Source organism: Microbacterium sp. ACRRU (assembly GCF_022346945.1).
In the GTDB taxonomy this organism is placed as follows: domain Bacteria; phylum Actinomycetota; class Actinomycetes; order Actinomycetales; family Microbacteriaceae; genus Microbacterium; species Microbacterium mcarthurae.
Map to the genome: position 1 here is coordinate 20917 of NZ_JAKRNI010000014.1, position 24413 is coordinate 45329.

General features: G+C 68.8%; 31 protein-coding genes. 16 read left to right on the forward strand and 15 right to left on the reverse strand.

Annotation, left to right across the window (positions count from 1 at the left end; translation table 11 throughout):
• Nucleotides 1-51 precede the first annotated feature (51 nt).
• Genes coxB through MHY30_RS08620 form a run of 4 tightly spaced genes read left to right on the forward strand, consistent with a single transcriptional unit; the run spans nucleotide 52 to nucleotide 3909 of the window.
• Nucleotides 52-930 (forward strand): cytochrome c oxidase subunit II, encoded by an 879-nt coding sequence (coxB, locus tag MHY30_RS08605; RefSeq protein ID WP_239276472.1) that lies wholly within the window; start codon nucleotides 52-54, stop codon nucleotides 928-930.
• A gap of 2 nt (nucleotides 931-932) precedes the next feature.
• Entirely contained in the window at nucleotides 933-2696 is a 1764-nt protein-coding gene (gene ctaD, locus MHY30_RS08610; RefSeq protein ID WP_239276473.1) for a cytochrome c oxidase subunit I, read from the forward strand.
• Nucleotides 2697-2699: 3 nt separating this feature from the next.
• A complete protein-coding gene (locus tag MHY30_RS08615; protein WP_239276475.1) occupies nucleotides 2700-3116 on the forward strand; it encodes a cytochrome c oxidase subunit 4 in 417 nt (138 codons plus the stop codon).
• 4 nt (nucleotides 3117-3120) lie between these two features.
• A complete protein-coding gene (locus MHY30_RS08620; protein ID WP_239276476.1) occupies nucleotides 3121-3909 on the forward strand; it encodes a PP2C family serine/threonine-protein phosphatase in 789 nt (262 codons plus the stop codon).
• On the opposite strand, the gene MHY30_RS08625 is transcribed toward MHY30_RS08620, so the two are convergent.
• The 6 genes from MHY30_RS08625 to MHY30_RS08650 all read right to left on the reverse strand — a co-directional run bounded on the left by MHY30_RS08625 (nucleotide 3884) and on the right by MHY30_RS08650 (nucleotide 9869).
• On the reverse strand, nucleotides 3884-4882 hold the full coding sequence (locus MHY30_RS08625) for an alpha/beta fold hydrolase (RefSeq protein ID WP_239276477.1): 999 nt from the start codon (nucleotides 4880-4882) through the stop codon (nucleotides 3884-3886). The two genes, MHY30_RS08620 and MHY30_RS08625, sit on opposite strands and share 26 nt — an antisense overlap.
• 37 nt (nucleotides 4883-4919) lie before the next feature.
• Complete coding sequence (locus MHY30_RS08630) at nucleotides 4920-5327, reverse strand: rhodanese-like domain-containing protein (protein ID WP_239276478.1); 408 nt, start codon at nucleotides 5325-5327, stop codon at nucleotides 4920-4922.
• 148 nt (nucleotides 5328-5475) lie between these two features.
• Entirely contained in the window at nucleotides 5476-7314 is a 1839-nt protein-coding gene (locus MHY30_RS08635) for a cytochrome bc complex cytochrome b subunit (RefSeq protein ID WP_239276480.1), read from the reverse strand.
• The gene (locus MHY30_RS08640; RefSeq protein ID WP_239276481.1) at nucleotides 7311-8369 is read right to left on the reverse strand and encodes a ubiquinol-cytochrome c reductase iron-sulfur subunit; all 1059 of its coding nucleotides are present in this window, start codon (nucleotides 8367-8369) and stop codon (nucleotides 7311-7313) included. The genes MHY30_RS08635 and MHY30_RS08640 overlap by 4 nt, the downstream gene beginning before the upstream one ends.
• Before the next feature lie 38 nt (nucleotides 8370-8407).
• The gene (locus MHY30_RS08645; RefSeq protein WP_239276482.1) at nucleotides 8408-9217 is read right to left on the reverse strand and encodes a c-type cytochrome; all 810 of its coding nucleotides are present in this window, start codon (nucleotides 9215-9217) and stop codon (nucleotides 8408-8410) included.
• A 16-nt stretch (nucleotides 9218-9233) separates the two neighbouring features.
• The gene (locus MHY30_RS08650) at nucleotides 9234-9869 is read right to left on the reverse strand and encodes a heme-copper oxidase subunit III (protein ID WP_228163848.1); all 636 of its coding nucleotides are present in this window, start codon (nucleotides 9867-9869) and stop codon (nucleotides 9234-9236) included.
• 169 nt (nucleotides 9870-10038) lie between these two features.
• On the opposite strand from MHY30_RS08650, the gene trpD reads away from it, so the two are divergent.
• Nucleotides 10039-11100 carry an anthranilate phosphoribosyltransferase gene (gene trpD, locus MHY30_RS08655; protein WP_239276483.1) on the forward strand — a complete coding sequence of 354 codons (1062 nt, stop codon included), beginning with the start codon at nucleotides 10039-10041 and terminating at the stop codon, nucleotides 11098-11100.
• A 2-nt stretch (nucleotides 11101-11102) separates the two neighbouring features.
• Entirely contained in the window at nucleotides 11103-12095 is a 993-nt protein-coding gene (locus tag MHY30_RS08660; protein ID WP_239276525.1) for a PHP domain-containing protein, read from the forward strand.
• 7 nt (nucleotides 12096-12102) lie between these two features.
• Here MHY30_RS08660 and MHY30_RS08665 read toward each other — a convergent pair whose 3' ends face one another.
• Entirely contained in the window at nucleotides 12103-13020 is a 918-nt protein-coding gene (locus MHY30_RS08665) for a 5'-3' exonuclease (RefSeq protein ID WP_239276484.1), read from the reverse strand.
• A gap of 86 nt (nucleotides 13021-13106) precedes the next feature.
• Here MHY30_RS08665 and MHY30_RS08670 point away from each other — a divergent pair, with 86 nt between their 5' ends.
• From MHY30_RS08670 to MHY30_RS08680, 3 genes are read left to right on the forward strand one after another with little or no spacing between them, the layout of a single operon-like run.
• Complete coding sequence (locus tag MHY30_RS08670) at nucleotides 13107-13514, forward strand: YchJ family protein (protein WP_239276485.1); 408 nt, start codon at nucleotides 13107-13109, stop codon at nucleotides 13512-13514.
• A 46-nt stretch (nucleotides 13515-13560) separates the two neighbouring features.
• On the forward strand, nucleotides 13561-13944 hold the full coding sequence (locus MHY30_RS08675) for a PPOX class F420-dependent oxidoreductase (RefSeq protein ID WP_239276486.1): 384 nt from the start codon (nucleotides 13561-13563) through the stop codon (nucleotides 13942-13944).
• Between the two features lies 1 nt (nucleotide 13945).
• Nucleotides 13946-14605: an SDR family oxidoreductase gene (locus MHY30_RS08680; RefSeq protein WP_239276487.1), complete on the forward strand. Its 660-nt coding sequence runs from the start codon at nucleotides 13946-13948 to the stop codon at nucleotides 14603-14605.
• 24 nt (nucleotides 14606-14629) lie between these two features.
• On the opposite strand, the gene MHY30_RS08685 is transcribed toward MHY30_RS08680, so the two are convergent.
• The 3 genes from MHY30_RS08685 to MHY30_RS08695 form a co-directional block, all read right to left on the reverse strand.
• Nucleotides 14630-15292: an LON peptidase substrate-binding domain-containing protein gene (locus MHY30_RS08685; RefSeq protein ID WP_239276488.1), complete on the reverse strand. Its 663-nt coding sequence runs from the start codon at nucleotides 15290-15292 to the stop codon at nucleotides 14630-14632.
• A 47-nt stretch (nucleotides 15293-15339) separates the two neighbouring features.
• Nucleotides 15340-16395: an aromatic acid exporter family protein gene (locus tag MHY30_RS08690; protein ID WP_239276490.1), complete on the reverse strand. Its 1056-nt coding sequence runs from the start codon at nucleotides 16393-16395 to the stop codon at nucleotides 15340-15342.
• 100 nt (nucleotides 16396-16495) lie between these two features.
• Entirely contained in the window at nucleotides 16496-16846 is a 351-nt protein-coding gene (locus MHY30_RS08695; RefSeq protein WP_239276491.1) for a DUF2834 domain-containing protein, read from the reverse strand.
• 75 nt (nucleotides 16847-16921) lie between these two features.
• On the opposite strand from MHY30_RS08695, the gene MHY30_RS08700 reads away from it, so the two are divergent.
• The 3 genes from MHY30_RS08700 (at nucleotide 16922) to MHY30_RS08710 (ending at nucleotide 18866) form a co-directional block, all read left to right on the forward strand.
• A complete protein-coding gene (locus MHY30_RS08700; RefSeq protein WP_239276493.1) occupies nucleotides 16922-17263 on the forward strand; it encodes a TraR/DksA C4-type zinc finger protein in 342 nt (113 codons plus the stop codon).
• Nucleotides 17264-17291: 28 nt separating this feature from the next.
• Complete coding sequence (locus MHY30_RS08705; RefSeq protein WP_239276495.1) at nucleotides 17292-17507, forward strand: SCO4848 family membrane protein; 216 nt, start codon at nucleotides 17292-17294, stop codon at nucleotides 17505-17507.
• 111 nt (nucleotides 17508-17618) lie between these two features.
• Nucleotides 17619-18866, forward strand: coding sequence for an MFS transporter (locus MHY30_RS08710; RefSeq protein WP_239276496.1), 1248 nt, complete (start codon nucleotides 17619-17621; stop codon nucleotides 18864-18866).
• On the opposite strand, the gene MHY30_RS08715 is transcribed toward MHY30_RS08710, so the two are convergent.
• Complete coding sequence (locus tag MHY30_RS08715; protein ID WP_239276497.1) at nucleotides 18848-19579, reverse strand: membrane protein insertase YidC; 732 nt, start codon at nucleotides 19577-19579, stop codon at nucleotides 18848-18850. The genes MHY30_RS08710 and MHY30_RS08715 overlap by 19 nt on opposite strands.
• A gap of 80 nt (nucleotides 19580-19659) precedes the next feature.
• A complete protein-coding gene (locus tag MHY30_RS08720) occupies nucleotides 19660-19947 on the reverse strand; it encodes a DUF6412 domain-containing protein (RefSeq protein ID WP_239276498.1) in 288 nt (95 codons plus the stop codon).
• Nucleotides 19948-20017: 70 nt separating this feature from the next.
• On the opposite strand from MHY30_RS08720, the gene MHY30_RS08725 reads away from it, so the two are divergent.
• Nucleotides 20018-20527 (forward strand): glycine cleavage system protein R, encoded by a 510-nt coding sequence (locus MHY30_RS08725; RefSeq protein ID WP_239276499.1) that lies wholly within the window; start codon nucleotides 20018-20020, stop codon nucleotides 20525-20527.
• On the opposite strand, the gene MHY30_RS08730 is transcribed toward MHY30_RS08725, so the two are convergent.
• Nucleotides 20511-20900 carry a DUF3054 domain-containing protein gene (locus MHY30_RS08730; protein WP_239276500.1) on the reverse strand — a complete coding sequence of 130 codons (390 nt, stop codon included), beginning with the start codon at nucleotides 20898-20900 and terminating at the stop codon, nucleotides 20511-20513. The genes MHY30_RS08725 and MHY30_RS08730 overlap by 17 nt on opposite strands.
• Nucleotides 20901-20936: 36 nt before the next feature.
• On the opposite strand from MHY30_RS08730, the gene MHY30_RS08735 reads away from it, so the two are divergent.
• Complete coding sequence (locus MHY30_RS08735) at nucleotides 20937-21440, forward strand: metallophosphoesterase (protein ID WP_239276501.1); 504 nt, start codon at nucleotides 20937-20939, stop codon at nucleotides 21438-21440.
• A gap of 9 nt (nucleotides 21441-21449) precedes the next feature.
• Here the strand turns inward: MHY30_RS08735 and MHY30_RS08740 are convergent, their stop codons facing one another.
• Together MHY30_RS08740 and MHY30_RS08745 are read right to left on the reverse strand one after the other, a co-directional pair.
• Nucleotides 21450-22562, reverse strand: coding sequence for a fatty acid desaturase (locus MHY30_RS08740; RefSeq protein WP_374204598.1), 1113 nt, complete (start codon nucleotides 22560-22562; stop codon nucleotides 21450-21452).
• Nucleotides 22563-22781: 219 nt separating this feature from the next.
• Nucleotides 22782-22985, reverse strand: coding sequence for a cold-shock protein (locus MHY30_RS08745; RefSeq protein WP_026095524.1), 204 nt, complete (start codon nucleotides 22983-22985; stop codon nucleotides 22782-22784).
• Nucleotides 22986-23511: 526 nt separating this feature from the next.
• Between MHY30_RS08745 and MHY30_RS08750 the strand changes: the two genes are divergently transcribed.
• Together MHY30_RS08750 and MHY30_RS08755 are read left to right on the forward strand one after the other, a co-directional pair.
• The gene (locus MHY30_RS08750; protein ID WP_239276502.1) at nucleotides 23512-23859 is read left to right on the forward strand and encodes a biopolymer transporter Tol; all 348 of its coding nucleotides are present in this window, start codon (nucleotides 23512-23514) and stop codon (nucleotides 23857-23859) included.
• Between the two features lie 55 nt (nucleotides 23860-23914).
• Entirely contained in the window at nucleotides 23915-24403 is a 489-nt protein-coding gene (locus tag MHY30_RS08755; protein ID WP_239276503.1) for a pyridoxamine 5'-phosphate oxidase family protein, read from the forward strand.
• Nucleotides 24404-24413 lie beyond the last annotated feature (10 nt).

Below are 24413 nucleotides of genomic sequence, written 5' to 3' on the forward strand. Positions count from 1 at the left end.
AGGTTGCTCTAGACTGTCGAGAGCAACATCCACGACCCGGAAAGGTGCACTGTGCCCTCCAAACGTCGCCTTCGTTGGGCAGCCGTCCCCGTCGGGATCGCTTCCGTCGCACTCTTGTCCGGCTGCACCACCTCGCAGCTGCACGGGTTCCTTCCGGGGTTCGTCGACGACGGAACGCCCGCGACGAACCACACCGACATGGTCGCCGGTCTGTGGGTGAACTCGTGGATCGTCCTGCTGGCGGTCGGTGTCATCACGTGGGGTCTGATGCTGTGGGCGGTCATCGCCTACCGTCGTCGCAAGGGGCAGTCCGGCCTTCCGGTTCAGCTGCGCTACAACATGCCGGTCGAGATCTTCTACACCGTCGTGCCCCTGATCCTCGTCGTGGGTTTCTTCGCCTTCACGGCCCGCGACCAGAACATCCTCGAGACGCAGTACGACGACCCCGAGGTGTCCATCACCGCGTACGGCAAGCAGTGGGCGTGGGACTTCCAGTACAACGGCGAGCGTGAGGACAACTCCGACGCCGTGTACTCCATGGGTGTGCAGGCCAACGCCACCGAGGACGGCTACGACCTCGATGACGTGCCGACGCTCTACCTGCCGGTCAACAAGACCGTGCAGATCGAGCTGCGGTCCCGTGACGTGATCCACTCGTTCTGGATCATCGACTTCCTCTACAAGAAAGACATGTACCTCGGTCGCGAGAACTTCTGGTCGTTCACCCCGACCCGCGAAGGAACGTACGAGGGCAAGTGCGCCGAGCTGTGCGGTGAGTACCACTCCGCCATGCTCTTCAACGTCAAGGTCGTGAGCGAGGCCGAGTACGAGGACTACCTCGACTCGTTGCGCGCCGCGGGCGACGTCGGCGACATCAGCGATCTGTCCCGCCTGCAGAACCTCAGCACGGGCACCGAAGGGAACGAGTGACCATGGCAACGACGCTTCCGCTTCAGGGGACGGGCCCTTCGCGTCCGACGACCCTGCCGCCCCGTCAAGCCGCTCTGCTCAGCAGCACCCGTGTGGAGCAGAAGGGCAACCTGGTCGTCAAGTGGATCACCTCCACCGACCACAAGACCATCGGGTACATGTACCTGATCTCCTCCGTGCTGTTCTTCATGCTCGGTGGCGTGATGGCGCTCATCATCCGTGCGGAGCTGTTCGAGCCCGGCATGCAGATCATCCCGACGAAAGAGCAGTACAACCAGCTCTTCACGATGCACGGCACGATCATGCTGCTGATGTTCGCGACGCCCCTGTTCGCCGGTTTCGCCAACGCGCTGCTGCCGCTGCAGATCGGTGCCCCCGACGTGGCGTTCCCGCGTCTGAACGCCTTCGCCTTCTGGCTCTTCCTGTTCGGGTCCACGATCGCCGTGTCGGGCTTCCTCACCCCGCAGGGTGCCGCCGGCTTCGGGTGGTTCGCCTATCAGCCCCTGGCTAACGCGAGCTTCTCCCCGGGCGTCGGAGGAAACCTCTGGATGCTCGGTCTGGGCATCAGCGGGTTCGGAACGATCCTCGGTGCCGTGAACTTCATCACGACGGTGCTGACGATGCGCGCCCCCGGCATGACGATGTGGCGGATGCCCATCTTCACGTGGAACACCCTCATCACGAGCATCCTGATCCTGCTCGCCTTCCCGGTGCTCGCTGCGGCGATCTTCGCCGCCGCCGCCGACCGCGTCCTGGGGGCACAGATCTACAACCCCGAGAACGGCGGAGTGCTCCTGTGGCAGCACCTGTTCTGGTTCTTCGGACACCCCGAGGTGTACATCATCGCGCTGCCGTTCTTCGGCATCGTGTCGGAGATCTTCCCCGTGTTCAGCCGCAAGCCGATCTTCGGCTACAAGACGCTGGTGTACGCCACGATCGCGATCGCGGCCCTGTCGGTGGCGGTGTGGGCGCACCACATGTACGTCACGGGCGGGGTGCTGCTGCCGTTCTTCGCGCTCATGACGATGCTGATCGCGGTCCCCACGGGCGTGAAGATCTTCAACTGGATCGGAACGCTGTGGCGCGGATCGGTCACCTTCGAGACGCCGATGGTGTTCGCGCTGGGCTTCCTGGTGTCGTTCGTCTTCGGTGGACTGACCGGTGTCATCCTGGCGTCGCCCCCTCTGGACTTCCACCTGTCCGACTCGTACTTCGTCGTCGCGCACTTCCACTACGTCGTCTTCGGCACCGTCGTGTTCGCGATGTTCGCGGGGTTCTACTTCTGGTGGCCGAAGTGGACCGGCAAGATGCTCAACGAGCGCCTCGGCATGGTGCACTTCTGGATGCTGTTCATCGGCTTCCACATGACCTTCCTCATCCAGCACTGGCTGGGCGTGGACGGCATGGTCCGCCGCTACGCGGATTACGCCGCCGCGGACGGCTTCACGTGGGGTAACCAGGTCTCGACCATCGGGTCCATGATCCTGGGCGCGTCGATGATCCCGTTCCTGCTCAACGTCTGGATCACCGCCCGCAAGGCGCCGCGCGTGACGGTGGACGACCCGTGGGGCTACGGCGCGTCGCTGGAGTGGGCGACCTCGTGCCCCCCGCCGCGGCACAACTTCACGTCGATCCCGCGTATCCGCAGCGAGCGTCCTGCCTTCGACCTGAACCACCCCGAGGCCGGTATTCCGGTCGGTGTGGGACCGGCGAAGGACGCCCCCGACACGCCCGTCGTCGACGCGGCCGCTGGAGAGGTCAAGTAAGTCATGCGTACCAATGTCGGACTGTGGTGGCTCCTCGCGGGCTTCGGATTCTTCATCGCCGCCGTGTACACCGTGTGGAGCCTTATCCAGCACGGTGGGGTGGAATGGGTGGGAACGGTCGCCCTCGTCTTCCTCGGCCTGATGTCGGCGATGATCGCCTTCTACATCGCTCGCGTGCTGAAGGCGCAGCGCGGTGAACTGCCCGAAGACTCGCTGACGGCCGATATCGACGACGGTGACCCCGAGATGGGCGAGTTCAGCCCGTGGTCGTGGTGGCCCATCGTTCTCGCCGGGTCCGCGGCCCTCGCCGCTGTCGGCCTCGCCGTGGGCAGCTGGCTCGTTCCCATCGCCTTCGGCGTCTTCGCGATCGCCATCGTCGGATGGGTCTACGAGTACTACCGCGGGTACTTCGCGCGCTGATCTCGTGCCCCTTCGGCTGAACACTTCCGCCGTCTCTGACGCCGGCGCCCACCGTCCCACCAATCAGGATGCCGCTTTCGCGGCGTCCTGGGGTGCGGCGGTGGCCGACGGCGTCGGGGGAGGGCCGTCGGGAGATCTCGCGTCGGCGGCTCTCGTGCATCGACTGGTGGCAACACGGGGCACCGGTCTCGACGCGGATGGTCTCCTGGTGCGCATCCGTGAAGCCAATTGGGACATCCGAGCCCATGTCGAGCGCGATCCGGCTCTGCAGGGAATGGCGACGACCTTCACCGGAGTGTTCCTCGGGACGGACTCCGAGCTGTTGCTCGCCCACACCGGTGATTCGCGGGCGTACCTGCTCCGGGACGGCGAGTTCTCCCGGCAGACGCGCGACGACTCGTACGTGCAGGCGCTCGTCGACCACGGCATCATCTCGCCGGAGGCTGCCGCCGCTCACCCCCGACGCAACATCATCACGGCGTCACTCGCCGGTTCGGAGGGGGACGTGGTGTCGGTCGCGTCCCACGCGCCGCAGCCCGGCGATCGATGGCTGCTGTGCAGCGACGGCTTGACCGATTACGTTCCCGAGACCGACGTCGCTCGGCTCGTCGCCGACGCTGTCGATCCGCGCTCCGCCGCCGCCGCTGCGGTGGGTCTGGCCCTGGACGCCGGCACGCGAGACAACGTGACCGTCGTCGTGTGCGATGTGGTCGATGATGACGCGCCGTCGGCCGAGCCCATCTTCTTCGGCTCGGCGGCACGGTGGTTCACCGAGGACGTGGAGACCGCCTGACAGGCGTGTCCTCGACGGATTCCTCTCGCGCGGTCCGCGCGAAGGCGTCGATGGCCTCCGTCGCGAAGCGTGCGCTCGTGGGGCCTCCGTGGCCGTCCTCCTCGACGATGACGAGGCGGCTTCCGGGCCACTCTCGCTGAAGTCGCCACGCGGTGAGGGACGGGCCGCTGATGTCTCTTCGTCCGTGCACGAGAACGCCGGGGATCCGTGCGAGCGCGTGCGCTCGGTGCAGGATCGCCCGGTCGCCCGGGAGGAAACAGTCTTGCGCCCAGAAGTGGGTCACGAGCGTGGCGAAGTTCACACGCTGGTGTGGATCCGGGTGCAGGGGACCCGGTTGAGCCAGAGGGCCGAGGGACACGTGCGTTGCCTCCCATGCGTCCCACTCGTCGGCGGCGCTGCGTCGCACCCGCGGGTCTGCATCGCGGAGGAGGCGCGCGTAGCCCTCGATCGTCCGCTCTTCCGGGTGGAGAGGAGCGCGCAGTCGCTCGTGCGCCTCGGGGAACACCGGCCGCATGCCGTCGGTGATCCAGTCGATCTCCCATCGGCTCCCCGTCGTCACCGCCATGGCGACGACCTCGGTGACACGGTCGGGGTGCTCGAGGGCGTAAGCGAGGGCGAGCGTCGATCCCCAGGACACACCGTGGACCAGCCAGGCGTCGATCGACAGATGGGCACGCAACGCCTCCAGATCGTCGATGAGGTGCGTCATCGTCTGCGTCGTCAGAGTAGCGAGGTCGTCACATGCCCACGGTGTACTAAGGCCACAGCCACGCTGATCCAGCCCCACGATGAGGTACAGCTCCGGATCGAACCGACGTCGGTACCCACCGCGTCCGAGCCCGCCTCCCGGCCCGCCGTGCAGATAAAGGGCCGGACGCCCTCGGGGATTGCCCGACGTCTCCCAGTACACGCGGGCGCCGTCGGGGCGGTCGAGATAGCCGGAGGCGAAGGGCTCGAGAGGGGGATGCGACACCGACGCATCCTACGTCAGCGGCGCAACCCTGTACGAGTCAGGGGCGCACGACCATCACGGTGCGGTCGAACACGCGCTCGCACGCCCCCTCGTCGTTCTCGTAGGGTTGGCCCTCACGCACCCAGTACTCGTACCCGCCGATCATCTCCCGTACGGCGAATCCGAGGCGGCTGAACGCGAGGGCACCCTTCTGGCCGGCGTTGCAGCCGGGGCTCCAGCAGTACACGACCACGGGCACGTCAGGATCGAGCTCTCGGGGCGCGCGCTCGGCGATCTGCTGGTAGGGCATATGGAGCGCTCCCGTGATCCGGCCTTGCGCCCACGCTTCATCGCCGCGCACATCGACCAGCACGAACCGTTCGCCCGCCTTCTGAGCCGCGTAGACGTCGGAGGGGTCGGTCTCGAGCTCGAGACGCCGGGAGAAGTAGTCTGCAGGGTTGGTCATGACCTCACAGTACGATCCTGCGATGCCGGCGGTGGAGTGGGCGGGATGCCACGCACAGGCACCATTCTGCCAATCAGCGGGGGAGCCGGGACCGTGTGTGCAGACGACGAAACCCCGGTGCCGAAGCACCGGGGTCTCGTCGTCTGGTTTACTCGCTCTTGTCGCGACGGGAGTCGTTCTGCTCGCCCAAACCCTTCGGCGCGGGGAACTCGACTTCGGCTCGCTCGCCGACGGCCATGTGGGGTCGCCCCTCGGCGTCCGCGCGAGCGTTGGCCCCGGCGATCTCGTCGGCCTCTTCGTGGTCGATGTGATCGAGTTCGTGGTGCTGGTGCGCCACCGCGGCGTCGAGCTCCGCCTGCGTCAGGGGCGTGAGGCGGTCCTCGAAGAACCAGCGCGACACCGACGCACGGAACTGCTGCAGGCCGGAGATCTGACCCTTGGCGTTGGGCCGCACCACGAGGGGCTCGTAGGTCTCGTTGTCGACCAGCTTCCACCGCTCGTACTCGTCGACCGGCTGGTGGACCTCGATGTACTCGCCACCGGGGAGGCGGACGATTCGACCGGACTCGTAGCCGTGCAGGGCGATCTCGCGGTCCTTCTTCTGCAGCGCGAGACAGATCCGCTTGGTGACGAAGTAGGCGATGATCGGGCCGAGGATGAGAAGGGCCTGCAGCGTGTGGATGACCCCTTCCATCGTCAGGCGGAAGTGCGTGGCCATGATGTCGGACGAGGCTGCTGCCCACATGACCGCGTAGAAGGTGACACCGGCGGCACCGATGGCGGTGCGCGTAGCCGCGTTGCGCGGACGCTGAGCGATGTGGTGCTCGCGCTTGTCGCCGGTGATCCACGCCTCGATGAAGGGGTAGATCATCACGATGACGATGAACAGACCCAGGATGCCGACCGGGATGATGATGTTCCACGACCACGTGTGGCCCCACAGGACGAACTCGAGGTGCGGCGGGATGAGGCGCAGCATGCCGTCGGCGAAGCCGATGTACCAGTCGGGCTGGGTACCGGCCGACACGGGAGACGGGTCGTAGGGCCCGTAGTTCCAGATGGGGTTGATCGTCACCAGTGCGGCGATCAGAACGATCACGCCGAACGTGATGAAGAAGAACCCGCCCATCTTGGACGCGTAGACCGGGAGCATCGGGTAGCCCACGACGTTGCTGTTCGTGCGGGCGGGGCCGGCGAACTGCGTGTGCTTGTTGATGATCATCAACATCAGGTGCACCGCGAGCAGGGCGACCAGGATCGCGGGCAGCAACAGGATGTGCAGCGTGTAGAGGCGACCCACGATCGCGGTGCCCGGGAACTCGCCACCGAACAGGAGGAACGAGGTCCAGGTGCCGATCACGGGGAGGCCCTTGATCATGCCGTCGATGATGCGAAGGCCGTTGCCCGAGAGCAGGTCGTCGGGCAGCGAGTACCCCGTGAAGCCCTCGGCCATCGCGAGGATGAAGAGGATGAAGCCGACGACCCAGTTGAGCTCACGCGGCTTGCGGAAGGCGCCGGTGAAGAAGACGCGCAGCATGTGCACGCCGATGCCGGCCACGAAGACCAGTGCGGCCCAGTGGTGGATCTGCCGGACCAGCAGGCCGCCGCGCAGGTCGAACGAGATGTGCAGCGCGGACTCCATGGCCGCCGACATCGCGATACCGCGCATGGGCTCGTACGCACCGTTGTAGTGCGTCTCGACCATCGACGCCTGGAAGAAGAACGTCAGGAACGTGCCCGAGAGCAGAACGACGACGAAGCTCCACAGGGCGATCTCGCCCAGCATGAACGACCAGTGGTCGGGGAAGATCTTGCGTCCGAGTTCCTTGACGATGCCCGAGATGCTGGTGCGCTCATCGAGGTAGTTCGCCGCCGCGCCGACGAAACGGCCGCCGAGAGGCTTGCCGTTGAGGTCCGCCTTGGGGGGGCCCGAGTAGACCGCCGGTTCGGTGGTCACGTTCTCGGTGGGGTGGGTGGAGGTGCTCATGAGCGCTCCCAGAAGCTGGGGCCGACGGGCTCCTGGAAGTCACTCTGCGCGACGAGGTATCCCTCGGCGTCGACGGTGATCGGGAGCTGCGGCAGGGGACGGGCGGCCGGGCCGAAGATGACGGCCGCTCCGTTGGCGACGTCGAACTGCGACTGGTGGCAGGGGCACAGGAGGTGGTGGGTCTGCTGCTCGTACAAGGCGACGGGGCAGCCGACGTGCGTGCAGACCTTGGAGTAGGCGACGATGCCGTCGTACGTCCAGTCCATCCGGTTGGTGTCGGGGTTCAGCTGCTCGGGCTGCAGACGCATGAGCAGAACGATCGCCTTGGCCTTCTCTTCGAGGTAGCCCTCGTCGTGACCGAGACCGGCGAGTTCTTCCGGGATGACGTGGAAGGCGGAGCCGAGGGTGACGTCCGCGGCACGGATCGGCCGGCCCGAGGGGTCGTGCGCGAGACGCATGCCTCCCTCCCACATGGTGTGGCGGAGGAGGGCGACCGGATCCTGATCCTGCGGAGCGAGACCGCGGAACAGCGTGATACCGGGGATGACGGAGGCGACCAGAGCGGCGAACAGCGAGTTACGGATGATCTCGCGCCGACCGAATCCGGAGTCCTTGTCGGCCTCGACGAACACGTTGACCGCGCCTTCGCGGGTGGTGTCGCGCCCACGGGTGGCGTGACGGTCCTCGATGTGCTCCTTGTCGGCCATGACGGCCTTGGACCAGTGGATCGCGCCGATACCGATGGCCAGCAGCGCGAATCCGATGCCGAGCCCCACGAAGAGGTTGTTGTAGCGGATGTCGATCAGCGCGCCCGACTCGATCGGGAAGATCATGTAGGCGATGCTGGCCCAGATGCTGGCGGCGACCGAGAAGTAGAACAGCGTGTAGATCGTGCGGACCGCACGCTTCATCGCTTGCGGATCCTGGTCGGTTGCGCGCTGGCGGTGCTCCGGAAGACCCGGGTTCTGCACGGGGTCGGGAACCGCGACGGCGAGCCCGGCGGAGGGCTTCCATGAAGCCCTCTCGTGCTCGAGTGCGTCTTCCTCGTGTGCCATGGTGCTCCTCGTACGTTACGTAATGTCGATGACGACGATCAGTTGGACTTCGCCGCGATCCACACGGTGAGCGCGACGAGCGCTCCGATGCCGAAGACCCAGATGAACAGACCCTCCGAGACCGGGCCGAGCGACCCGAGCGAGAACCCGCCGGGGGATTCGCTCTTCTGGAGGTACATCAGGTAGGAAATGACGTCGCGCTTGTCTTCAGGAGTCAGGTTCAGGTCGTTGAAGACCGGCATGTTCTGCGGACCGGTGACCATGGCGGCGTACATGTTGACCGGGGTCACGGTCTGCAGACCGGGCGCCCACTTGCCTTCCGTGAGGGCGCCGCCGGCGCCGGCCACGTTGTGGCACATCGCGCAGTTGATGCGGAAAAGCTCGGCGCCGTGCGAGAGGTCTCCTTCGCCGTCGACGATGTCGTCGGTCGGGTAGGTGGGCCCGGGAGCCGAGGCCTGCACGTACGCGGCGAGGGCGTTGATCTGCTCCTCGGTGAACTGGACCGGCTTCTGGGGAGCCTGCGGTCCCTGCGCCTGCAGCGGCATGCGTCCGGTCGACACCTGGAAGTGGACGGAGAGCTCACCGACGCCGAAGAGCGACGGGCCCTGTTCGCTGCCCTGCAGGTCGAGCCCGTGACAGGTGGCGCAGTTGGCCTGGAACAGCTTCTCGCCCTCTTCGACCGTGCTGGCCGAGTTGGACGCGCTCGTCGGCGTGTCCGTCGCGGCCATCGCCGCGGACGCACCGGCGTACGCGCCACCGGTGAGGAGCAGGCCGATGCCGATCAATGCGGCGGCGGCCAGGGGACTGCGGCGTCCGTTCGAGCGACGCGGCTTCTTCTCTCGTGCCATGAGGGGTGCAGCTCTCTTACTTCAGGAAGTAGATGACGAAGAACAGCGCGATCCAGACGACGTCGACGAAGTGCCAGTAGTAGGACACGACGATCGAGGTGGTCATCTCTTTGCGACCGAAGTTCTTCACGGCGTACGCACGGCCGATGACGAGGAGGAAGGCGATGAGGCCACCCGTCACGTGCAGGGCGTGGAAGCCGGTGGTCAGGTAGAAGGCCGAGGCGTAGGGGTTGGCGCTGATGGGCAAGCCTTCGGCCACCAGGGTCGCGTACTCCCACACCTGGCCCGACACGAAGATCGCGCCGAGGATGAAGGTGAGGTAGAACCACTCCACCATGCCCCACTTGGCCAGACCGGTGCGCTTGCCGGTGCGGTACGGCTGGTACCGCTCGGCGGCGAACACGCCCATCTGGCACGTGACCGAGGACAGCACGAGAATGATCGTGTTGACGGTCGCGAAGGGGACGTTGAGCAGCTGCGTCTCTTCGGCCCACAGGGGCGCGGACGTGCTGCGCAGAGTGAAGTAGATCGCGAAAAGGCCGGCGAAGAACATGACTTCGCTGCCCAGCCACACGATGGTGCCGACAGCGACCGGGTCGGGCCGCTTCACGGCACGCACGGCCTGGGAATACGTCGCTGGGGTCGTCACCATCCCATTATGCGCGATCCGACGGCGCGATATTCCCATCTCCGGCTGAAGATATTCCATCGTCGAGACTTAGGGAAGCCTAAGAATTCGCAAGGAATCCCCGGTGCGGAACGGGTTCGCCCGCGGCCGTCATCGGCGCGGCGCGACACGGTCGGTGTGGAAGGATCGTCGCATGGCGGAACGCTTCACCTGGCCCGATCTGCTCACCTCCCTGCTGCAGGGCCGCGACCTCAGCGTGTCGGAGTCGACCTGGGCGATGCGTCGCGTGATGTCGGGGGAGGCCACTCCCTCTCAACTGGCCGGATTCCTGGTCGCCCTCCGGGCGAAGGGGGAGACGGTCGAAGAGATCGTGGGCTTCCGCGACGCGATCCTGGAGGCGGCCGTTCCGCTTCCCGTGCGCGCCGAAGTGCTCGACATCGTCGGCACCGGAGGCGACCGCTACGGCACGGTGAACGTGTCGACGATGGCAGCGGTCGTCGCTGCGGCATCCGGCGTCCCGGTGGTCAAGCACGGCAACCGCGCCGCCAGCTCGGCATCCGGGTCCTCGGACGTGCTGTCGTCGCTGGGCATCGCGTTGACCCTCGACCCGGACGCGGTCGCCGAGACTCTCGAGCGCACCGGCATCACGTTCGCTTTCGCCGCCGCTTTTCACCCGGGGTTCCGTCACGCGGCGGCGACGCGGTCGGAGCTCGGCGTGCCCACGGTGTTCAACTTCCTCGGACCGTTGTGCAATCCCGCCCGGGCTGAGGCCAACGCCGTCGGCGTCGCGCACCTCGACCGTGTCCCGCTCATCACGGGCGTCTTCCGCACCCGCGGGGCCACGGCGCTGGTGTTCCGCGGCGACGACGGACTCGACGAACTCACGACGACCGGGCACAGCAGGGTGTGGGAGATCAGCCGCGGCGACGTCCACGAGCACGACCTGGATCCCCGCGATCTCGGCATCCCGCTCGCCGACATGGACGATCTGCTCGGTGGCACGCCCGACCACAACGCCGAGGTGGTGCGGCGGACGCTCGCGGGCGAGACCGGCGCCGTGCGCGACATCGTTCTGCTCAACGCAGCGGCCGGACTCGTGTCGTACCGCTTGTTCCGGGATGCCACCGAGGTGCAGCGCCCGATCCTCGAGCGCCTCGCGGAAGCGATGTCCGACGCGGCCAGCGCCGTCGACGACGGACGCGCGCTGGCGAAGCTCGACGCGTGGGTGGACACGACACGGCAGCTGGCGGACTGATCGTGCACCCGCTCGACGCGCTCACCGAGATCGCGTATCTGCTCGAGCGGGAGAGGTCGTCGCGGTACAAGTCGAAGGCGTTCCGCACCGCGGCGGCCGCGATCGAGGGGCTGGGCGACGCCGAGCTGCGTGATCCGGGCCTTCGCCGTCGCCCCGGCATCGGTGATTCCACGTTCGCGGTCATCCGCGAGGCCCTCGAGGGCGGCGTGCCGCAACGGCTGGCCGCGTTGCGCGCGGCGGCAGGGCTCGACGGCGGAGGGGAGTTGCGGTCGGCGCTGCGCGGAGACCTGCACAGCCACAGCGATTGGTCCGACGGGCTGACGCCGATCGAACCGCTGGTGGACGCCGCCCGGCGGCTGGGGCACGAGTACCTCGCCCTGACCGATCATTCGCCGCGGCTCACGGTCGCGAACGGTCTCTCCCCGGAACGACTGCGGGCGCAGCTCGAGGTCGTTCGTGGATTCTCCGACGACGCCTTCACCCTGCTCACGGGCATCGAAGTCGACATCTTGGACGACGGCGGTCTGGATCAGGAGGATGCACTGCTGCGCGAGCTCGATGTGGTCGTGGCATCCGTTCATTCGAAGCTGCGCATGGAGGCGCCCGCGATGACGCGGCGTCTCGTCGCGGCCGCGAGCGACCCCCGCGTCGACGTGCTCGGACACGTCACCGGCCGGCTCGTCGAGGGCTCCCGGGGGACGCGTCCGCCGTCGGAATTCGACGCGCGCGCCGTCTTCGCGGCGTGCGCGGCGTCGGGCGTCGCTGTCGAGATCAACGCGCGTCCGGAGCGGCAGGACCCGCCCGACGACCTCCTCGCGCTGGCCCTCGCGGAGGGCTGCGTGTTCTCGATCGATTCCGATGCCCACGCCCCCGGTCAGCTGTCGCTGCTCGACTACGGGGCCGCGCGTGCGGAGGCCATGGGCGTCCCGGCGGATCGCATCGTCACGACGTGGCCGCTGCCGCGCCTGCGGGAGTGGCTCACCCGCGAGCGCTGATCCCTGCTCAGCCTCGCAGCGCGGCGACGGCTCGGGTAACGGAGCTGCCGAGGTTCCAGCGGTCGGCGAGCGCCGCCGCAGCTGCGGCGCGGCGGTCGTCGACGGCGATGCGGTCGTCGACGGCGGGCAGATCGAGGTCGCGCGCGACGCGCACGACGGTCGGCGCCACGTCGAGGTAGTCGGCGGCGGCCAGGATCTTCGCGCGCTGCGCGGGGGTTCCCGCCGTCCCCTCCGCGGCGGCGGAGCGGATGCCGTCCAGGTCGCCGCACGCGGCGAGGAGCGCTGCCGCGGACTTCTCGCCGATGCCGGCCACGCCCGGCAGGCCGTCCGAGGGGTCGCCGCGCAAGGCGGCGAAATCGGCGTACTGATCCGCGTCGATGCCGTACCGGGACCGGACGGCCGCGTCGTCGATGACCTCGAGGTTGCTCATTCCCCGAGCGGTATAGATGACGCGGATGCCGCGGGCGTCGTCGACGAGCTGGAAGAGGTCCCGGTCTCCGGTGACGATGTCGACGGGGCCTTCGGCCCGCGCCGCCAGGGTGCCGATCACGTCGTCGGCCTCGTGGTCTGCCGCACCGACGACGGGGATGCCGAGGCTGTCGAGCGTCTCGCGGATGAGCGGGATCTGAGCGGTGAGCGCGGCCGGCACCTCCTCGGTGTCGGGCGCCGCTTCGCCGGTCTCCACGACCCGGTGTGCCTTGTAGGTCGGGATGAGGGCGACGCGCCAGGCCGGCCGCCAGTCGTCGTCCCAGCAGGCCACGAGTCGCGTGGGCTCGTACGTCGCGACGAGCTTGGCGATCATGTCGAGGAGTCCCCTGACGGCGTTCACCGAGGTGCCGTCGTCGGCCTTCACCTTGTCGGGCACGCCGTAGAACGCGCGGAAGTACAGGGACGCGGTGTCCAGGAGCATGAGACGGTCGGACATGCCGAGCCTTTCCGACGACACGACAGGACGGCCGCCTCCGCCCATCGTACGAAGGACCGCTCGGCGCGAGAACCTAGAGTGGCGGGATGTCCTTCGGCGTCTCCTTCTCGCGCCCCTCCGCCTCCGCGCCGTGCCCGTGTGGGCGAGCGGTCTTCGGTGACTGCTGCGGGCCGCTGCTCGACGGTGCGCCGGCTCCGTCGGCTGAGCGCCTCATGCGGTCGAGGTACACCGCCTTCGCGGTCGGTGATGACCGGCACCTGGCGCGCACGTGGCATCCGCGTACTCGTCCCGACGAGATCGACCTCGACGACATCGAATGGGTGGGCCTGGTCGTCGAGGATGCCGCGGAGGAGGGGGATGCCGCGACGGTGACGTTCCGCGCCGCCTGGCGGCGTGGGACCGAACGCGGAGAGCTCGCGGAACTCAGCCGATTCGTGCGGCGGGCGGGGCGATGGGTGTACGTCGACGGGGTGGTCAACCCCCCGGGTGCGTGACGCCGGGCCGCCTAGGCTCGCGTCGAATCCCCACGAGAGGACCCGCATGATCCCCGATGCCCTGCGCGATCTGCTCGAGAACCCGAACTACGGCGCCCTCGGCACCGTCCGCCCCGATGCGACGGTGCAGGTCAACCCGATGTGGTTCGAGTTCGACGGAGAGCACGTGCTCTTCACGCACACGACGACGCGCCAGAAGTACCGCAACCTCCGGGCCAACCCGTCGATGAGCCTGATGGTCTTCGACCCGGCCCAGCCGTACCGGTACATCGAGGTGCGCGGCCGCCTGGTGGACGAGGTGCCCGACCCCGAGGGGGCGTTCTACGTCCGTCTCGGCAAGCGTTATGGCAACGCTGCGCAAGAGGCCCCGGCGGATCGGGCCGACCGGGTGATTCTGAAGATGTCGGTCGAGAAGGTCGGAGGACAGTGAGATGGAACGCATCGTGATCATCGGTGGCCACGGCAAGGTGGCGCTGCATCTGGCGGGCCTGCTCGCCGAGCGCGGCGACGAGGCGGTGTCGGTCGTGCGCAATCCCGATCACCGCGCCGATGTCGAGGACGCGGGTGGTCGCCCGCTCGTGCTCGATGTCGAGAAGGCGGACGTCGACGAGATGGCCGCGGCCTTCGACGGTGCCGACGCCGTGGTGTGGTCCGCCGGCGCCGGCGGCGGTGACGCGGCACGCACCTACGCCGTCGACCGCGACGCCGCTCAGCGAGCCATGGATGCCGCGAGCCGGGCCGGCGTGCGCCGGTTCGTCATGGTGTCCTGGATCGGCTCCACCCCCGATCACGGCATCCCGGAGGACGACCCCTTCTTCGCGTACGCGGATGCCAAGCTCGCCGCCGACGACCACCTGCGCGCGAGCGACCTGGACTGGACGATTTTGGGGCCCGGCACCCTGACGCTCGATCCGCCGACCGGCCGGATCACGACGGCGCCCCAGGGGAAGGGCGAGGTCGGCCGGGCCGACGTCGCCGCGGTCGTCGCAGCGACGCTGGTGCAACCGGCGACGATCGGACGATTCATCCGATTCGGCGCGGGCGACACCCTCATCCCGGAGGCTCTCGTGGCCGAGGCGCCCGACGCGTGAACCACGCCTCGTTCTGAGCGACGCTCAGTATTCGGTGTCGTCGTCGCCGTCCTCGTCGTCCGCGACGACGATCACTCCGTCGGGGATCGGGTCACCCAGCAGCGGCTCGGCGGCGAGCGTGAGGTCGATCGTCGCGCGCAGGAGGCCGCCCATCGTCGGGGAACGGAGCAGTTCCATCTGGTCCAGTTCGCCCAGGGGAGCGATCGCGGCGATCTGCCAGGCCCGCTCCAGAGGCTCATCGGAGAGCTCAACGTCCGGGTCCCAGCGGGTGACGCCGAACTCGCGGGCGCGGCCGAGCACGCGGCGGACGATGCGCTCGGACTCCTCGAGCAGTGGCGCCAGGGCGTCGTTCCACTCCAGGTCGGGGAGGGTTCGCACGTCAGCGCGCGGGTAGGGCGCATCGTCCAGCCACTCGACGATCTCGAAGCGCTCCGCACCGCGGGCGACGATGGACATCTGGCCCGCTTGCGGAACCACGTGACTCAGGTGCGCCATGGTTCCCAGGGCGAAGCGCTGGTCGCCGCCGCCGGTTTCGGTGCCGCGCTCGATCAGGACGACGCCGAACCGCGGGTCGACCTCGTCGAGCAGCATGCCGAGCATCACGAGGTAGCGCTCCTCGAAGATGCGCAGCGCCAAGGGCGTGTGGGGGAAGAGAACTGCTCCCAACGGGAACATCGCGGTACCCATGCCCCCAGTCAACCAGGGCCAGGCGGTACCGGGGTCGCTGGCGCCGGTCAGGCCGCCTCGTCGCTGAGGCTCTCGTGGATGCGGTGCAGGTCCATCAGGAGCGATCCCACCAGCACCCAGTGCTCGGTCGACGGTGTGCGGATCTCCAGCGGGCGGGTGAGGGCCGGCTCCTCCTCGCGGGGCTGCTGCTGCGTGACGGGATCGAGCGCGAAGCGCAGCCGCACGTCGTGCGCGGCGCGATGCAGCTGCTCGGCGATCGCCCGCACCGAGGGGTCATCGACGATGGTCGACGAGTAGCCGTCGTAGACGGCGCGGGTCATTCCGATCGTCTGCGTCACGACGGGCGTAAAGCGGTCGAGCTGCGCCTGCATGTCGGCGAGGTCGGCTCGGTGGCGCGAACTGCGCGGATTGAGAGAGAGCGAGTCGGCGCCGTCGCTGATCGCGTCCGCGGCGGCGTCGCGCACCGGGCGCAACAGACGCGCCTCCAACAGCAGTCCTTCCAGCGACTCCCTGCTCTGCGGAGCTTCGAGGGCGTCGGCGAGGCGTTCGAGCGCCGCAGCCAGCTCGCGGCCCAGCACGTTCAGCTTCTCGCGCGCGGGCGGCACCAGCACGGGCGGGACGAGGACGGTGTTGACCACGATGCCGATCGCGGCGCCGATGATCGTCTCCAGCACGCGATCCAGCGCGTAGTTCGGCGTTGCGGTCCCCAGTGCCAGAACCAGGACCGAGCTGATGGCGACCTGGTTCGTGGTCCCCGGTGACATCCGAAGAGCCCACGCCACCACCAGCGACACGGCCGCCGCCAGCAGGATCACCCATGTCGGCGAACCGAGCGCGATGCCGAGCGCGGAGGCGATCAACACACCGACGATGACACCCACGCTGCGTTCCACCGCCCGCGTGAACGATTGGTTGATGCTCGGCTGCACCACGAGCACGGCGGCGATGGCGGCGAAGATGGGCGGCGGGCCGGGCACGAGCACATCGGCGACGATCCAGGCGGCGACCATGGCCACGGCGGACTTGGCGACCTGCAGGAACGGCCCCCGCCGCGGTGAACGGAACGTCAGGCTTTCGCGCGGGAGTCGCAGCGGGAGGCGCATGTGTCGAGCGTAGGCCGCCGGACCTCGAGTCGGCCGCGGACAGTGGCATCCCGCGCTGCCCGTGAGCGGAGCGAGGCGCACGATGCCGTCGCGGCCGGCATCACGTCGTCTCGCGGCCCCGGGCGGTGAGACGACGCTCGCGCATCGCCAGGAAGAGGGGGAAGGTGAACGCGAAGGCCGTCAGCCCCGACAGCACGACGTACAGCCACGCGAATCGCATACCCAGGCGTCGCCCCTCGACGAGGATGAAGATGCTGCCGGCCACCGCAACCACCAGCAGATCGACGGTGATGGACGAGACCGCCGGGCCGCTGGAGACGAGGTCGCCCAGAAAGTCCACCATCTGCACGATGGCCAGGGCGTTGAACGTCCAGGTCCCCACCAACCCCAGGATCGAGATCACGAGGAAGGCCAGGGCCAGCGGAGTCCAGTGCTTTCTGAGGTCAGCCATGGGCCGATCCTGGCCCGTGTGCGGCCCAGGATCCAGCCCCGCCGCGGTATCGGAGGTGCGCAGTAGCGTCGAAGAATGGATGCCACCCGCGCCTCGGCCTTGCTCGACGAGCTCGAGCGCGCCGTCGAGCGTCGGCTGCAGCACCTGACCGACGACGCCGAGAGTCTCCGTCACGATCGTGCGGACGCGACCGCCGACGACGAACACGACCCCGAAGGATCGACCTTGTCGGGGGAGTGGGCGCACGTGGACGCCCTCGCGCGCGCCGCGCGCGAAGAGCGGCGCGAGATCCGTGCGGCGCGGGAGCGCGTGGCATCCGGAACGTTCGGCGTCTGCGAGGTGTGCGGCCGGGGGATCGCGGACGCGCGGCTGGAGGCGCGTCCGACCGCGCGACGGTGCATCGCCTGCGCCGTCTGACGGCAGCGTGGCCGCGTAGGCTCGAGGGGTGGAACCGCTCCTGATCGCCCTGCTGCTGGCCAACGCCGTCTTCAATGTCGTCGTCTGGCCGCGGTTCTACCCGCGCATCGCGAATGACCCTCGGGCCCGAGACGCTGCGGGCAAGGCCACGGCGTTCCTCATCGTCCACACGGTGCTCATCGCGGTTGCCCTGCTCCTCGCTGTGGCCTCGGTCATCGGGGCGATCGCCGCGATGGTCTCCTGAGCCGCGGCTCGGGGCCTGCTGTAGAATAGATGCGCGGGTTCGCCCGCCGCACCTCGTGCATCTACCTACCGGACCGGCAAGGCGGCACCGCCCCCTGCTCCGGAGATCCTCATGCACCACCCCGCCCCGACCGTCGCGCAGCGCTCGCTGATCCACCACACGGGGTTCTGGTACTTCCCCGTCGCGTTCGTCGCGCGGCTGCCGTTCGCGATGATGACCGTCGGCGTGCTGGCGCTGGTCGTCGCGGTGCGCGGCTCCGTCGCCCTCGGCGGGCTCACCTCGGCTGCCGTCGGTATTGGCGTCGTCGTGGCGGGGCCGATCCTCGGGGATCTGGCCGACCGGTTCGGTCAGTCGCGGGTGCTCGTTCCGACGGGCCTGGCCAACGGCATCCTCCTCGCCCTGTTCCCGGTCGTCGTGGGCTCTCCCGCGACGACCGGCCTCGTGCTGGCCACCGCGGTGGCGATCGGTGTGACGGGGCCGCAGACTGCCGCGATGTCGCGAAGCCGTGTCATGGCGCTCATCGGTGCGCGCATCGCGCCCGATCGACGCGAACGGACGTTCTCGCGCGCGATGGCCTACGAGTCGGCGGCCGACGAGACGGCCTTCGTCATCGGCCCGTTCGTCGTCGGTCTGCTCGCGGCCGTCATCGCCCCCTGGGCGCCGATCGCCGCGGCCGCCGCGCTCAGCTTCGTCTTCGTCACGGCCTTCGCCCTTCACCCGACCGGTCGTGTCGTGCCGGTGGCCTCCGCACGCGGGGCGATGGCGCCCGCCCGCGAGCTCGTGCGACCGCGCATGCTCATGCTCGTGGTGGCCGTCTTCGGCGTCGGCGCCTTCTTCGGCTCCACCCTGACGTCGTTGACGGCGTTCATGGAGGCGCGCGGCGCCCCCGAGGCGGGCGCTCTGCTGTACGGCGTCATGGGCGTCGGATCGGCGGTGCTCGCCCTCGCCGTGGTCCTGCTCCCGGCCCGGTTCTCACTGCGCTGGCGTCTGGTGGTGTTCGCTGTGCTGCTGTTCTCCTCGGCGGGCGCCTACTCGGTGGGCGGTTCGGTTCTGACGGTGACCGTCGTCCTGTGCCTCATGGGCATCGGGGTCGGACCGTCCCTGGTGACCCTGTTCAGTCTCGCCGGGCACCGCGCACCGGCCGGGCGCACCGCGACCACGATGACGCTGCTCGCTTCGGCGCTCACGTTGGCGCAGGCACTCTCTTCGGCGGTCACGGGCGCGGTGGCCGAGAGGGTGGCGGTCGAGACGGCGATGCTGTTTCCCGCCGGTGCCGCGCTCGTGGTGCTCGTGATGGCGGCGGTGAACGCGGCCCACGCGCCGCGATGGGACCGGGCGCCTCAGGCCTCGATCGGATAGCGGCGCCGCAGAATCATCCGCTGGCCGAGCGTCCACACCGTCGTCACGGTGAGGTAGAGGCCGGCGGCCAGCGGGACCAGGAGCGCGACGATCGCCGTCGTGAAAGGCAGGATCGCGACCAGTCGTGCCGTCCACGCCGGCGTTTCCGGAACCTGCGGCGGACGCAGGAACCGTCGCGTCAGTTCGCTCGCTCCGGCGATGACGGTGACGACCGCGGCCACGAGCAGGAGAGTCGCGCCGTCCGCGGCACCAGTGGCCAGGGCCGAGAGGAGACTGGTGCCGAGGGGCACCCCGGCCAGCCGCTCGGTCAGGAGCGCGTTGGCGTGTCCGCCGACGGTGGGGTGCAGGAACACTGCGTACAGCAGCCCGACGACCGGCGCCTGGGCGAGAACGGGGAGGCACCCGGCGAACGGCGAGATCCCGGTGTCGCGGTAGAGCTGCATCGTCTCGCGCTGCAGGCGTTCGGGGTTCTTCGCCCATCGTTCCCGCAGGAGCCGGAGCCGGGGGGCCAGTCGCGCGCGATCCCGTTCGGCGCGAGCCTGAGACACGCCGACGGGGATGAGTGCCGCCCGGACCGTGAGCGTGACGAGCACGACGGCGAGAGCGGCGGCCGCAGAACCGGCCGCGGGGGAGAGGACAGCGGTCAGGGCCAGCAGGCCCTCGGTGGTGAGGTCGAGAAGAGCCGCGAGGGGCGGCAGAGCGAAGAGGTCCAAGGCGACGTCCGTTCGTGGAAGCGATCAGGGCTGATCGGCCACGCGGGGGCCCGGGCGCGCCGGCGTCGGCGCGGGGCTGGCTACGCGGCCGCGGCCGCGCGTCCGGGCGCTCGGGGTCGGGGGTGGCCCGCGGCGTCAGGGTCGCTCTGTGCGAGGGGTGCGGAGGGATCGATGGGCCGCGTCGCTGTCGTGGGCGGCCGAGTCGTCGAAAGACCGAAGAACGCCATCGCGATCGCCGCGGTGAGCGCGACCGCGGCCGCCAGAGCGAGCACGAGGAGGGGCGTGGACGAGGATCCGTCCGCGGGAAGGAGGGCGATCTCGGCCGTGACGAGGAGGAGATTCACCGCGGCGAGCAGCGAGGCGATCATGTTCTCCTCACCCCCTGTCACCCGTCTATTTCCTCACCGTAGCAGGGGTGCGCTGACTACGCTGGCGGGCATGACGACTCTTGTGATCACCGTGGTGGGCGACGATCGGGCAGGACTCGTGGCATCCATCGCCGACATCGTCGACGCCCACGGGGGCAACTGGGAGACCAGTGAGATGGCGGAGCTGGCCGGCGCCTTCGCGGGGATCGTCGAGGTCTCGGTGGCGCCGGAGCGGGCCGATGATCTGCGGGGCGCTCTCGAGGCGGCCGCCGGAACTCTTCGGGTGGCGGTGCACGGTCCGGCCGGCGCGGCGCAGACCGCCACGCGTTCGGTGGTCCTCACCGTGATGGGGAACGACCGTCCCGGCATCGTCCGCGAGATCACGGGCGCGCTGCGTACCCGAGGGGCGAGCATCGAGCGGATGTCGACGCAGACGACGGATGCCGCGATGGCGGGCGGGCGACTGTTCGAGGCGACCGTGACGGCGACGCTCGCCGAGGGCGGAGAGCTCGACGAACTCGTGGAGGACGTTCAGCGTCTGGCGACCGAGATCCAGGTGGACGTCACGCTGAGCGAGTGAGGCGAGCGCGGGCGATCAGCCCGACGATCACGCGCCACCCGACGAGGAAGACCAGCAGCGTCACCGCCGCGACGATCACGAACGCCACCGCGACGCCCTGGCCGCTCACCGCGCGCAGGAGCATCCCCACCACTAGCGTCAGCCCCCACACGACCAGTCCCGTGCGCAAGGGGGCCAGGGGGCGTCGCCAGCCACGGCTGACGGCCCACCCCGCCAGCAGCCCGGTGACGAACGGCCAGGCCGTCATCAGCAGACCGGAGCCGCCCTCACCGAGGACGTCGCCGTCGTGCGTCGCCCGTCCGATCGCGGTGAACACCACGACGAGGACGACGTCGGCGAGCAGGGCGAGGAGGGCAGAGCGGCGGGAGGTCACCCTGCCATCCTGCCCGAGGCGGGTAGCGTGGGCGCGATGACGACACGTGTGCTGCTGATCGCCGACACTCACGTGCCGAAGAGGGCACGCGCTCTCCCGACGGCCGTGCGAGACGCGGCATCGCGCGCGGATGTGATCGTCCACGCCGGCGATTGGGTGGAGGAGTCGGTCCTCGACGAGCTGGAGGCTCTGGGGTCGGTACTGGGGGTGTGGGGTAACAACGACGGACCCGCACTGCGGGCCCGTCTGCCCGAGGTCGCGCGCGCCGAGATCGACGGTGTCCGCATCGCCGTCATCCATGAGACCGGGGCCGCCGCCGGACGGGAACGTCGGATGGATGCCGCTTTCCCCGACACCGATGTGCTGGTGTTCGGCCACAGCCACATCCCCTGGGACTCCACGACTCCCGCGGGACTGCGCCTGCTCAACCCGGGATCGCCCACCGACCGTCGCCGTCAGCCGGCGTGCACGATGATGCAGCTCACACTGGACGCCGGGGCGGTGCGGTCGCTCGATCTCGTCGAGGTCGAGCGCCGCTGACCGCCGACGTCACACGCGACGCGCAGCGGATGTCATCGGGCACTCGAACGGGTCGCGAGCGGCGAGGCCGACGCGGTTCAGGTACGCGATGACGATGCCGTAGGACTGCAGCAGCGTCGTCTCGACGTAGGGCACGTTCAGGGTCGCGCACTGCTCGCGCACGATCTCGCGCGCGCGGCTGAGGTACGGCCGCGGCATGTTGGGGAACAGGTGGTGCTCGATCTGGTAGTTGAGACCGCCCATGAGCCACGTCGCCCACCATCCGCCGGAGATGTTGCGCGACGTGCGGACCTGCTTGCTGAAGAAGTCCAGCTTGGCTCCGGGCGCGATGACCGCCATGCCCTTGTGATTGGGGGCGAATGAGGCCCCCATGTACACACCGAAGACCGCCAGCTGCACGCCGAGGAAAGCGAAGGCCATCCCGATCGGCAGAAAGATGAACACCGGAGCGACGAAGACGGCGAAGCGCAGCGCGATCAGCCCGAGCTCGGTCCAGCGCCCCTTGACCTCTCCGCGCGAGAGCAGGTGGCGAATGGCCAGTGCGTGGAGGTTGAGGCCCTCGAGCGTCAACAGCGGGAAGAACAGCCAGCCCTGTCGGAGGGTGATCCACCGGCGGAGTCCGCGAGCGGTGGCGGCATCCTCGTCGAGGAACGAGATCGTGTCGATCTCGATGTCGGGATCCTTGCCGACCCGGTTCGGATTGGCGTGATGGCGCGTGTGCTTCGTGGCCCACCAGGACTGGCTCATGCCGACGATTCCGTTGCCGATCCACAGCGCCAGACGGTCGTTGGCACGTCCGGACGAGAAGATCTGCCGGTGATTGGCCTCGTGCGCGAGGAAGGCGACCTGGGTGAACAGGATGCCGAAGGCCGCGGCGATCAGGAGCTGGAACCAGCTGTCGCCGAGGAGGACGAAGCCGGTGATCGCTCCGCCGAAGCCGAGCGCGATCGCCGCGGCGACGAGCGCGTAGAAGACCGGGGTGCGGGCGAGCAGCCCGCTCTCACGGACGACCTGCGAGAGCTCCGTATAGGCCTTGGCGATCGGGGGGAATTCGGTGGTGCCGGAATACGTCTGTCGGACGGGACCGAGGCGGGACTCGGCGATGGTGGAGGCGATGAAGATGCTCCTCGCGATGATGACCGAAGTCGGGAGCCGGAGCGAATGCCCGGGCTATGGCCCACACTACGTCGATGCGTATGGGCCCACCGGTATACACGGGCATGCACGGGAGACTCGCCGGAACCACTCATCGGATCTCCCGCCGCGACGGGCCTCTCGAACGCGGCGAAGGCCGGGCGGTCGCCGAAGCGACCGACCCGGCCTTCGCTGAGGAGCGTGAGCTCAGAGGGGGCGGATGTTCGCCGCCTGCATGCCCTTGGGGCCCTGCTCGGCGTCGAATTCGACCTTCTGTGCTTCCTGCAGCTCCTTGAAGCCATTGCCCTGGATCGCGCTGAAGTGCGCGAACAGGTCGGCCGAGCCGTCGTCGGGTGCGATGAACCCGTAGCCCTTCTCGGAGTTGAACCATTTCACGGTGCCAGTGGCCATCGTGTTCTTCCTTTTTCTTTTCGGGCCGCAACTGCGACCGTGGGCGCCGCTCCGACGCATGCGGAGCGGACGGGGACGCCGCGCGACCGGGAGGGTCGTGCGAACGCGGTGGCCGTCGACGGCGGCGCGAGCCGCATCGACGGAATCATGGATGCCGAGATCTTCGCCGCGCGGACCCTGGGCTTCGAAGCCCTCGGGGACGGAGCCGACGAAACCGGCGTAGGCGGAGTCGGCCGTCGCGACGAAGACGTCGAGATCGGCCTGTCGCCACGACAGGGGCGGGGGGAGCAGAGCAGACACGCGGACTTTCCGCGACCCGGGGCCGACCGACGGGTCGATCCGAGCGGGTCGCGCGGAGATGAGGGGGGAATCGCATCGATGACGGCTCGGTGCCGCGCGCCCGGCATCTCAACGATGAGGCGGACGTCGATGAAGCAAGTCCCAGAACGAATACTCCACGGTAGCACGGATGTGTGCGCGGACCTATGGCTCCCTTTCAAGCGGCACCCCGGTGTGCACTGGGCAGATGGACTCCGACGACGCCTCCACGGACGATGAACGATGGATCGTTCTCGACGGTCGGCGATGGCGTCGCACCGATCCGGCTCTGAGCGACGACCTCGCCGCGCGACTGCGGTCACACCTCGGCCGGGCACGGGCGGCCGTGCGAACCGGCACGCGCGCGGGCGACGAGGCGGCCGTCGCGGCCGCGCGGCAGCGCGTCGGGCTGGCCAAGAACGGTCTCGGCGAGCGCGGTCCGCGGTGGTGGGAGGAGCCGGTGGACGCGAGGCTCGCGCGAGCACGCGACGCCGCGGACCGACTCGACCGGCTCGCGCCGCTCGGAGCAGAGCCCCGGCACGACGTCAACGGGTAGCCGCCGGCGGGACCGACCCTGTGGTCTGGAGGGGAAACCGGAAAGAGGAGGACCCATGTCCGACACCGTGTCCGAGCTCGACAAGCTCAACGAAATGCTCAAGAAGTTCCGCTTCGCCATGCTCACCACGCGGGCGGCGGAAGGTGATCTGCACGCGCACCCGCTGACCGTCCAGGAAACCGAATCCGATGGTGATCTCTGGTTCATCGTCGGGACGCACGCCTCCGCGGTCGAGCACGTTCGACGCGATCCCCAGGTCGGTCTGTCGTTCAGCTCGGACGGATTGTGGCTCTCGCTGGCCGGTGAGGCTCAGGTGGTCGACGATCCGGCGAAGCTCAAGGAGCTGTGGTCGACGACGGTCGAGGCGTGGTTCCCGGACGGGCCGGAGTCGCCCGGTGTGACCCTGCTGCGGGTCTCGGCTCTGAGCGGGGAGTACTGGGGGAGCGCGGGCGGTCGCATCGCAACCGCGGTGGCCCTGGTGACATCGAAGGTCACGGGCGAGCGTCCTCGCGGAGAGAACGAGAAGTTCGACCTGCCCGACTGAGTCGAGGCGG

Excerpts from the sequence above, each read along its gene's own strand:
- ctaD (WP_239276473.1), top strand. The coding sequence starts at position 933 with ATGGCAACGACGCTTCCGCTTCAGGGGACGGGCCCTTCGCGTCCGACG.
- MHY30_RS08615 (WP_239276475.1), top strand. The coding sequence starts at position 2,700 with ATGCGTACCAATGTCGGACTGTGGTGGCTCCTCGCGGGCTTCGGATTC.
- MHY30_RS08630 (WP_239276478.1), bottom strand. The coding sequence starts at position 5,327 with ATGACCAACCCTGCAGACTACTTCTCCCGGCGTCTCGAGCTCGAGACC.
- MHY30_RS08635 (WP_239276480.1), bottom strand. The coding sequence starts at position 7,314 with ATGAGCACCTCCACCCACCCCACCGAGAACGTGACCACCGAACCGGCG.
- MHY30_RS08640 (WP_239276481.1), bottom strand. The coding sequence starts at position 8,369 with ATGGCACACGAGGAAGACGCACTCGAGCACGAGAGGGCTTCATGGAAG.
- MHY30_RS08645 (WP_239276482.1), bottom strand. The coding sequence starts at position 9,217 with ATGGCACGAGAGAAGAAGCCGCGTCGCTCGAACGGACGCCGCAGTCCC.
- MHY30_RS08650 (WP_228163848.1), bottom strand. The coding sequence starts at position 9,869 with ATGGTGACGACCCCAGCGACGTATTCCCAGGCCGTGCGTGCCGTGAAG.
- trpD (WP_239276483.1), top strand. The coding sequence starts at position 10,039 with ATGGCGGAACGCTTCACCTGGCCCGATCTGCTCACCTCCCTGCTGCAG.
- MHY30_RS08665 (WP_239276484.1), bottom strand. The coding sequence starts at position 13,020 with ATGTCCGACCGTCTCATGCTCCTGGACACCGCGTCCCTGTACTTCCGC.
- MHY30_RS08670 (WP_239276485.1), top strand. The coding sequence starts at position 13,107 with ATGTCCTTCGGCGTCTCCTTCTCGCGCCCCTCCGCCTCCGCGCCGTGC.
- MHY30_RS08675 (WP_239276486.1), top strand. The coding sequence starts at position 13,561 with ATGATCCCCGATGCCCTGCGCGATCTGCTCGAGAACCCGAACTACGGC.
- MHY30_RS08680 (WP_239276487.1), top strand. The coding sequence starts at position 13,946 with ATGGAACGCATCGTGATCATCGGTGGCCACGGCAAGGTGGCGCTGCAT.
- MHY30_RS08685 (WP_239276488.1), bottom strand. The coding sequence starts at position 15,292 with ATGGGTACCGCGATGTTCCCGTTGGGAGCAGTTCTCTTCCCCCACACG.
- MHY30_RS08690 (WP_239276490.1), bottom strand. The coding sequence starts at position 16,395 with ATGCGCCTCCCGCTGCGACTCCCGCGCGAAAGCCTGACGTTCCGTTCA.
- MHY30_RS08695 (WP_239276491.1), bottom strand. The coding sequence starts at position 16,846 with ATGGCTGACCTCAGAAAGCACTGGACTCCGCTGGCCCTGGCCTTCCTC.
- MHY30_RS08700 (WP_239276493.1), top strand. The coding sequence starts at position 16,922 with ATGGATGCCACCCGCGCCTCGGCCTTGCTCGACGAGCTCGAGCGCGCC.
- MHY30_RS08710 (WP_239276496.1), top strand. The coding sequence starts at position 17,619 with ATGCACCACCCCGCCCCGACCGTCGCGCAGCGCTCGCTGATCCACCAC.
- MHY30_RS08720 (WP_239276498.1), bottom strand. The coding sequence starts at position 19,947 with ATGATCGCCTCGCTGCTCGCCGCGGTGAATCTCCTCCTCGTCACGGCC.
- MHY30_RS08725 (WP_239276499.1), top strand. The coding sequence starts at position 20,018 with ATGACGACTCTTGTGATCACCGTGGTGGGCGACGATCGGGCAGGACTC.
- MHY30_RS08735 (WP_239276501.1), top strand. The coding sequence starts at position 20,937 with ATGACGACACGTGTGCTGCTGATCGCCGACACTCACGTGCCGAAGAGG.
- MHY30_RS08745 (WP_026095524.1), bottom strand. The coding sequence starts at position 22,985 with ATGGCCACTGGCACCGTGAAATGGTTCAACTCCGAGAAGGGCTACGGG.
- MHY30_RS08750 (WP_239276502.1), top strand. The coding sequence starts at position 23,512 with ATGGACTCCGACGACGCCTCCACGGACGATGAACGATGGATCGTTCTC.
- MHY30_RS08755 (WP_239276503.1), top strand. The coding sequence starts at position 23,915 with ATGTCCGACACCGTGTCCGAGCTCGACAAGCTCAACGAAATGCTCAAG.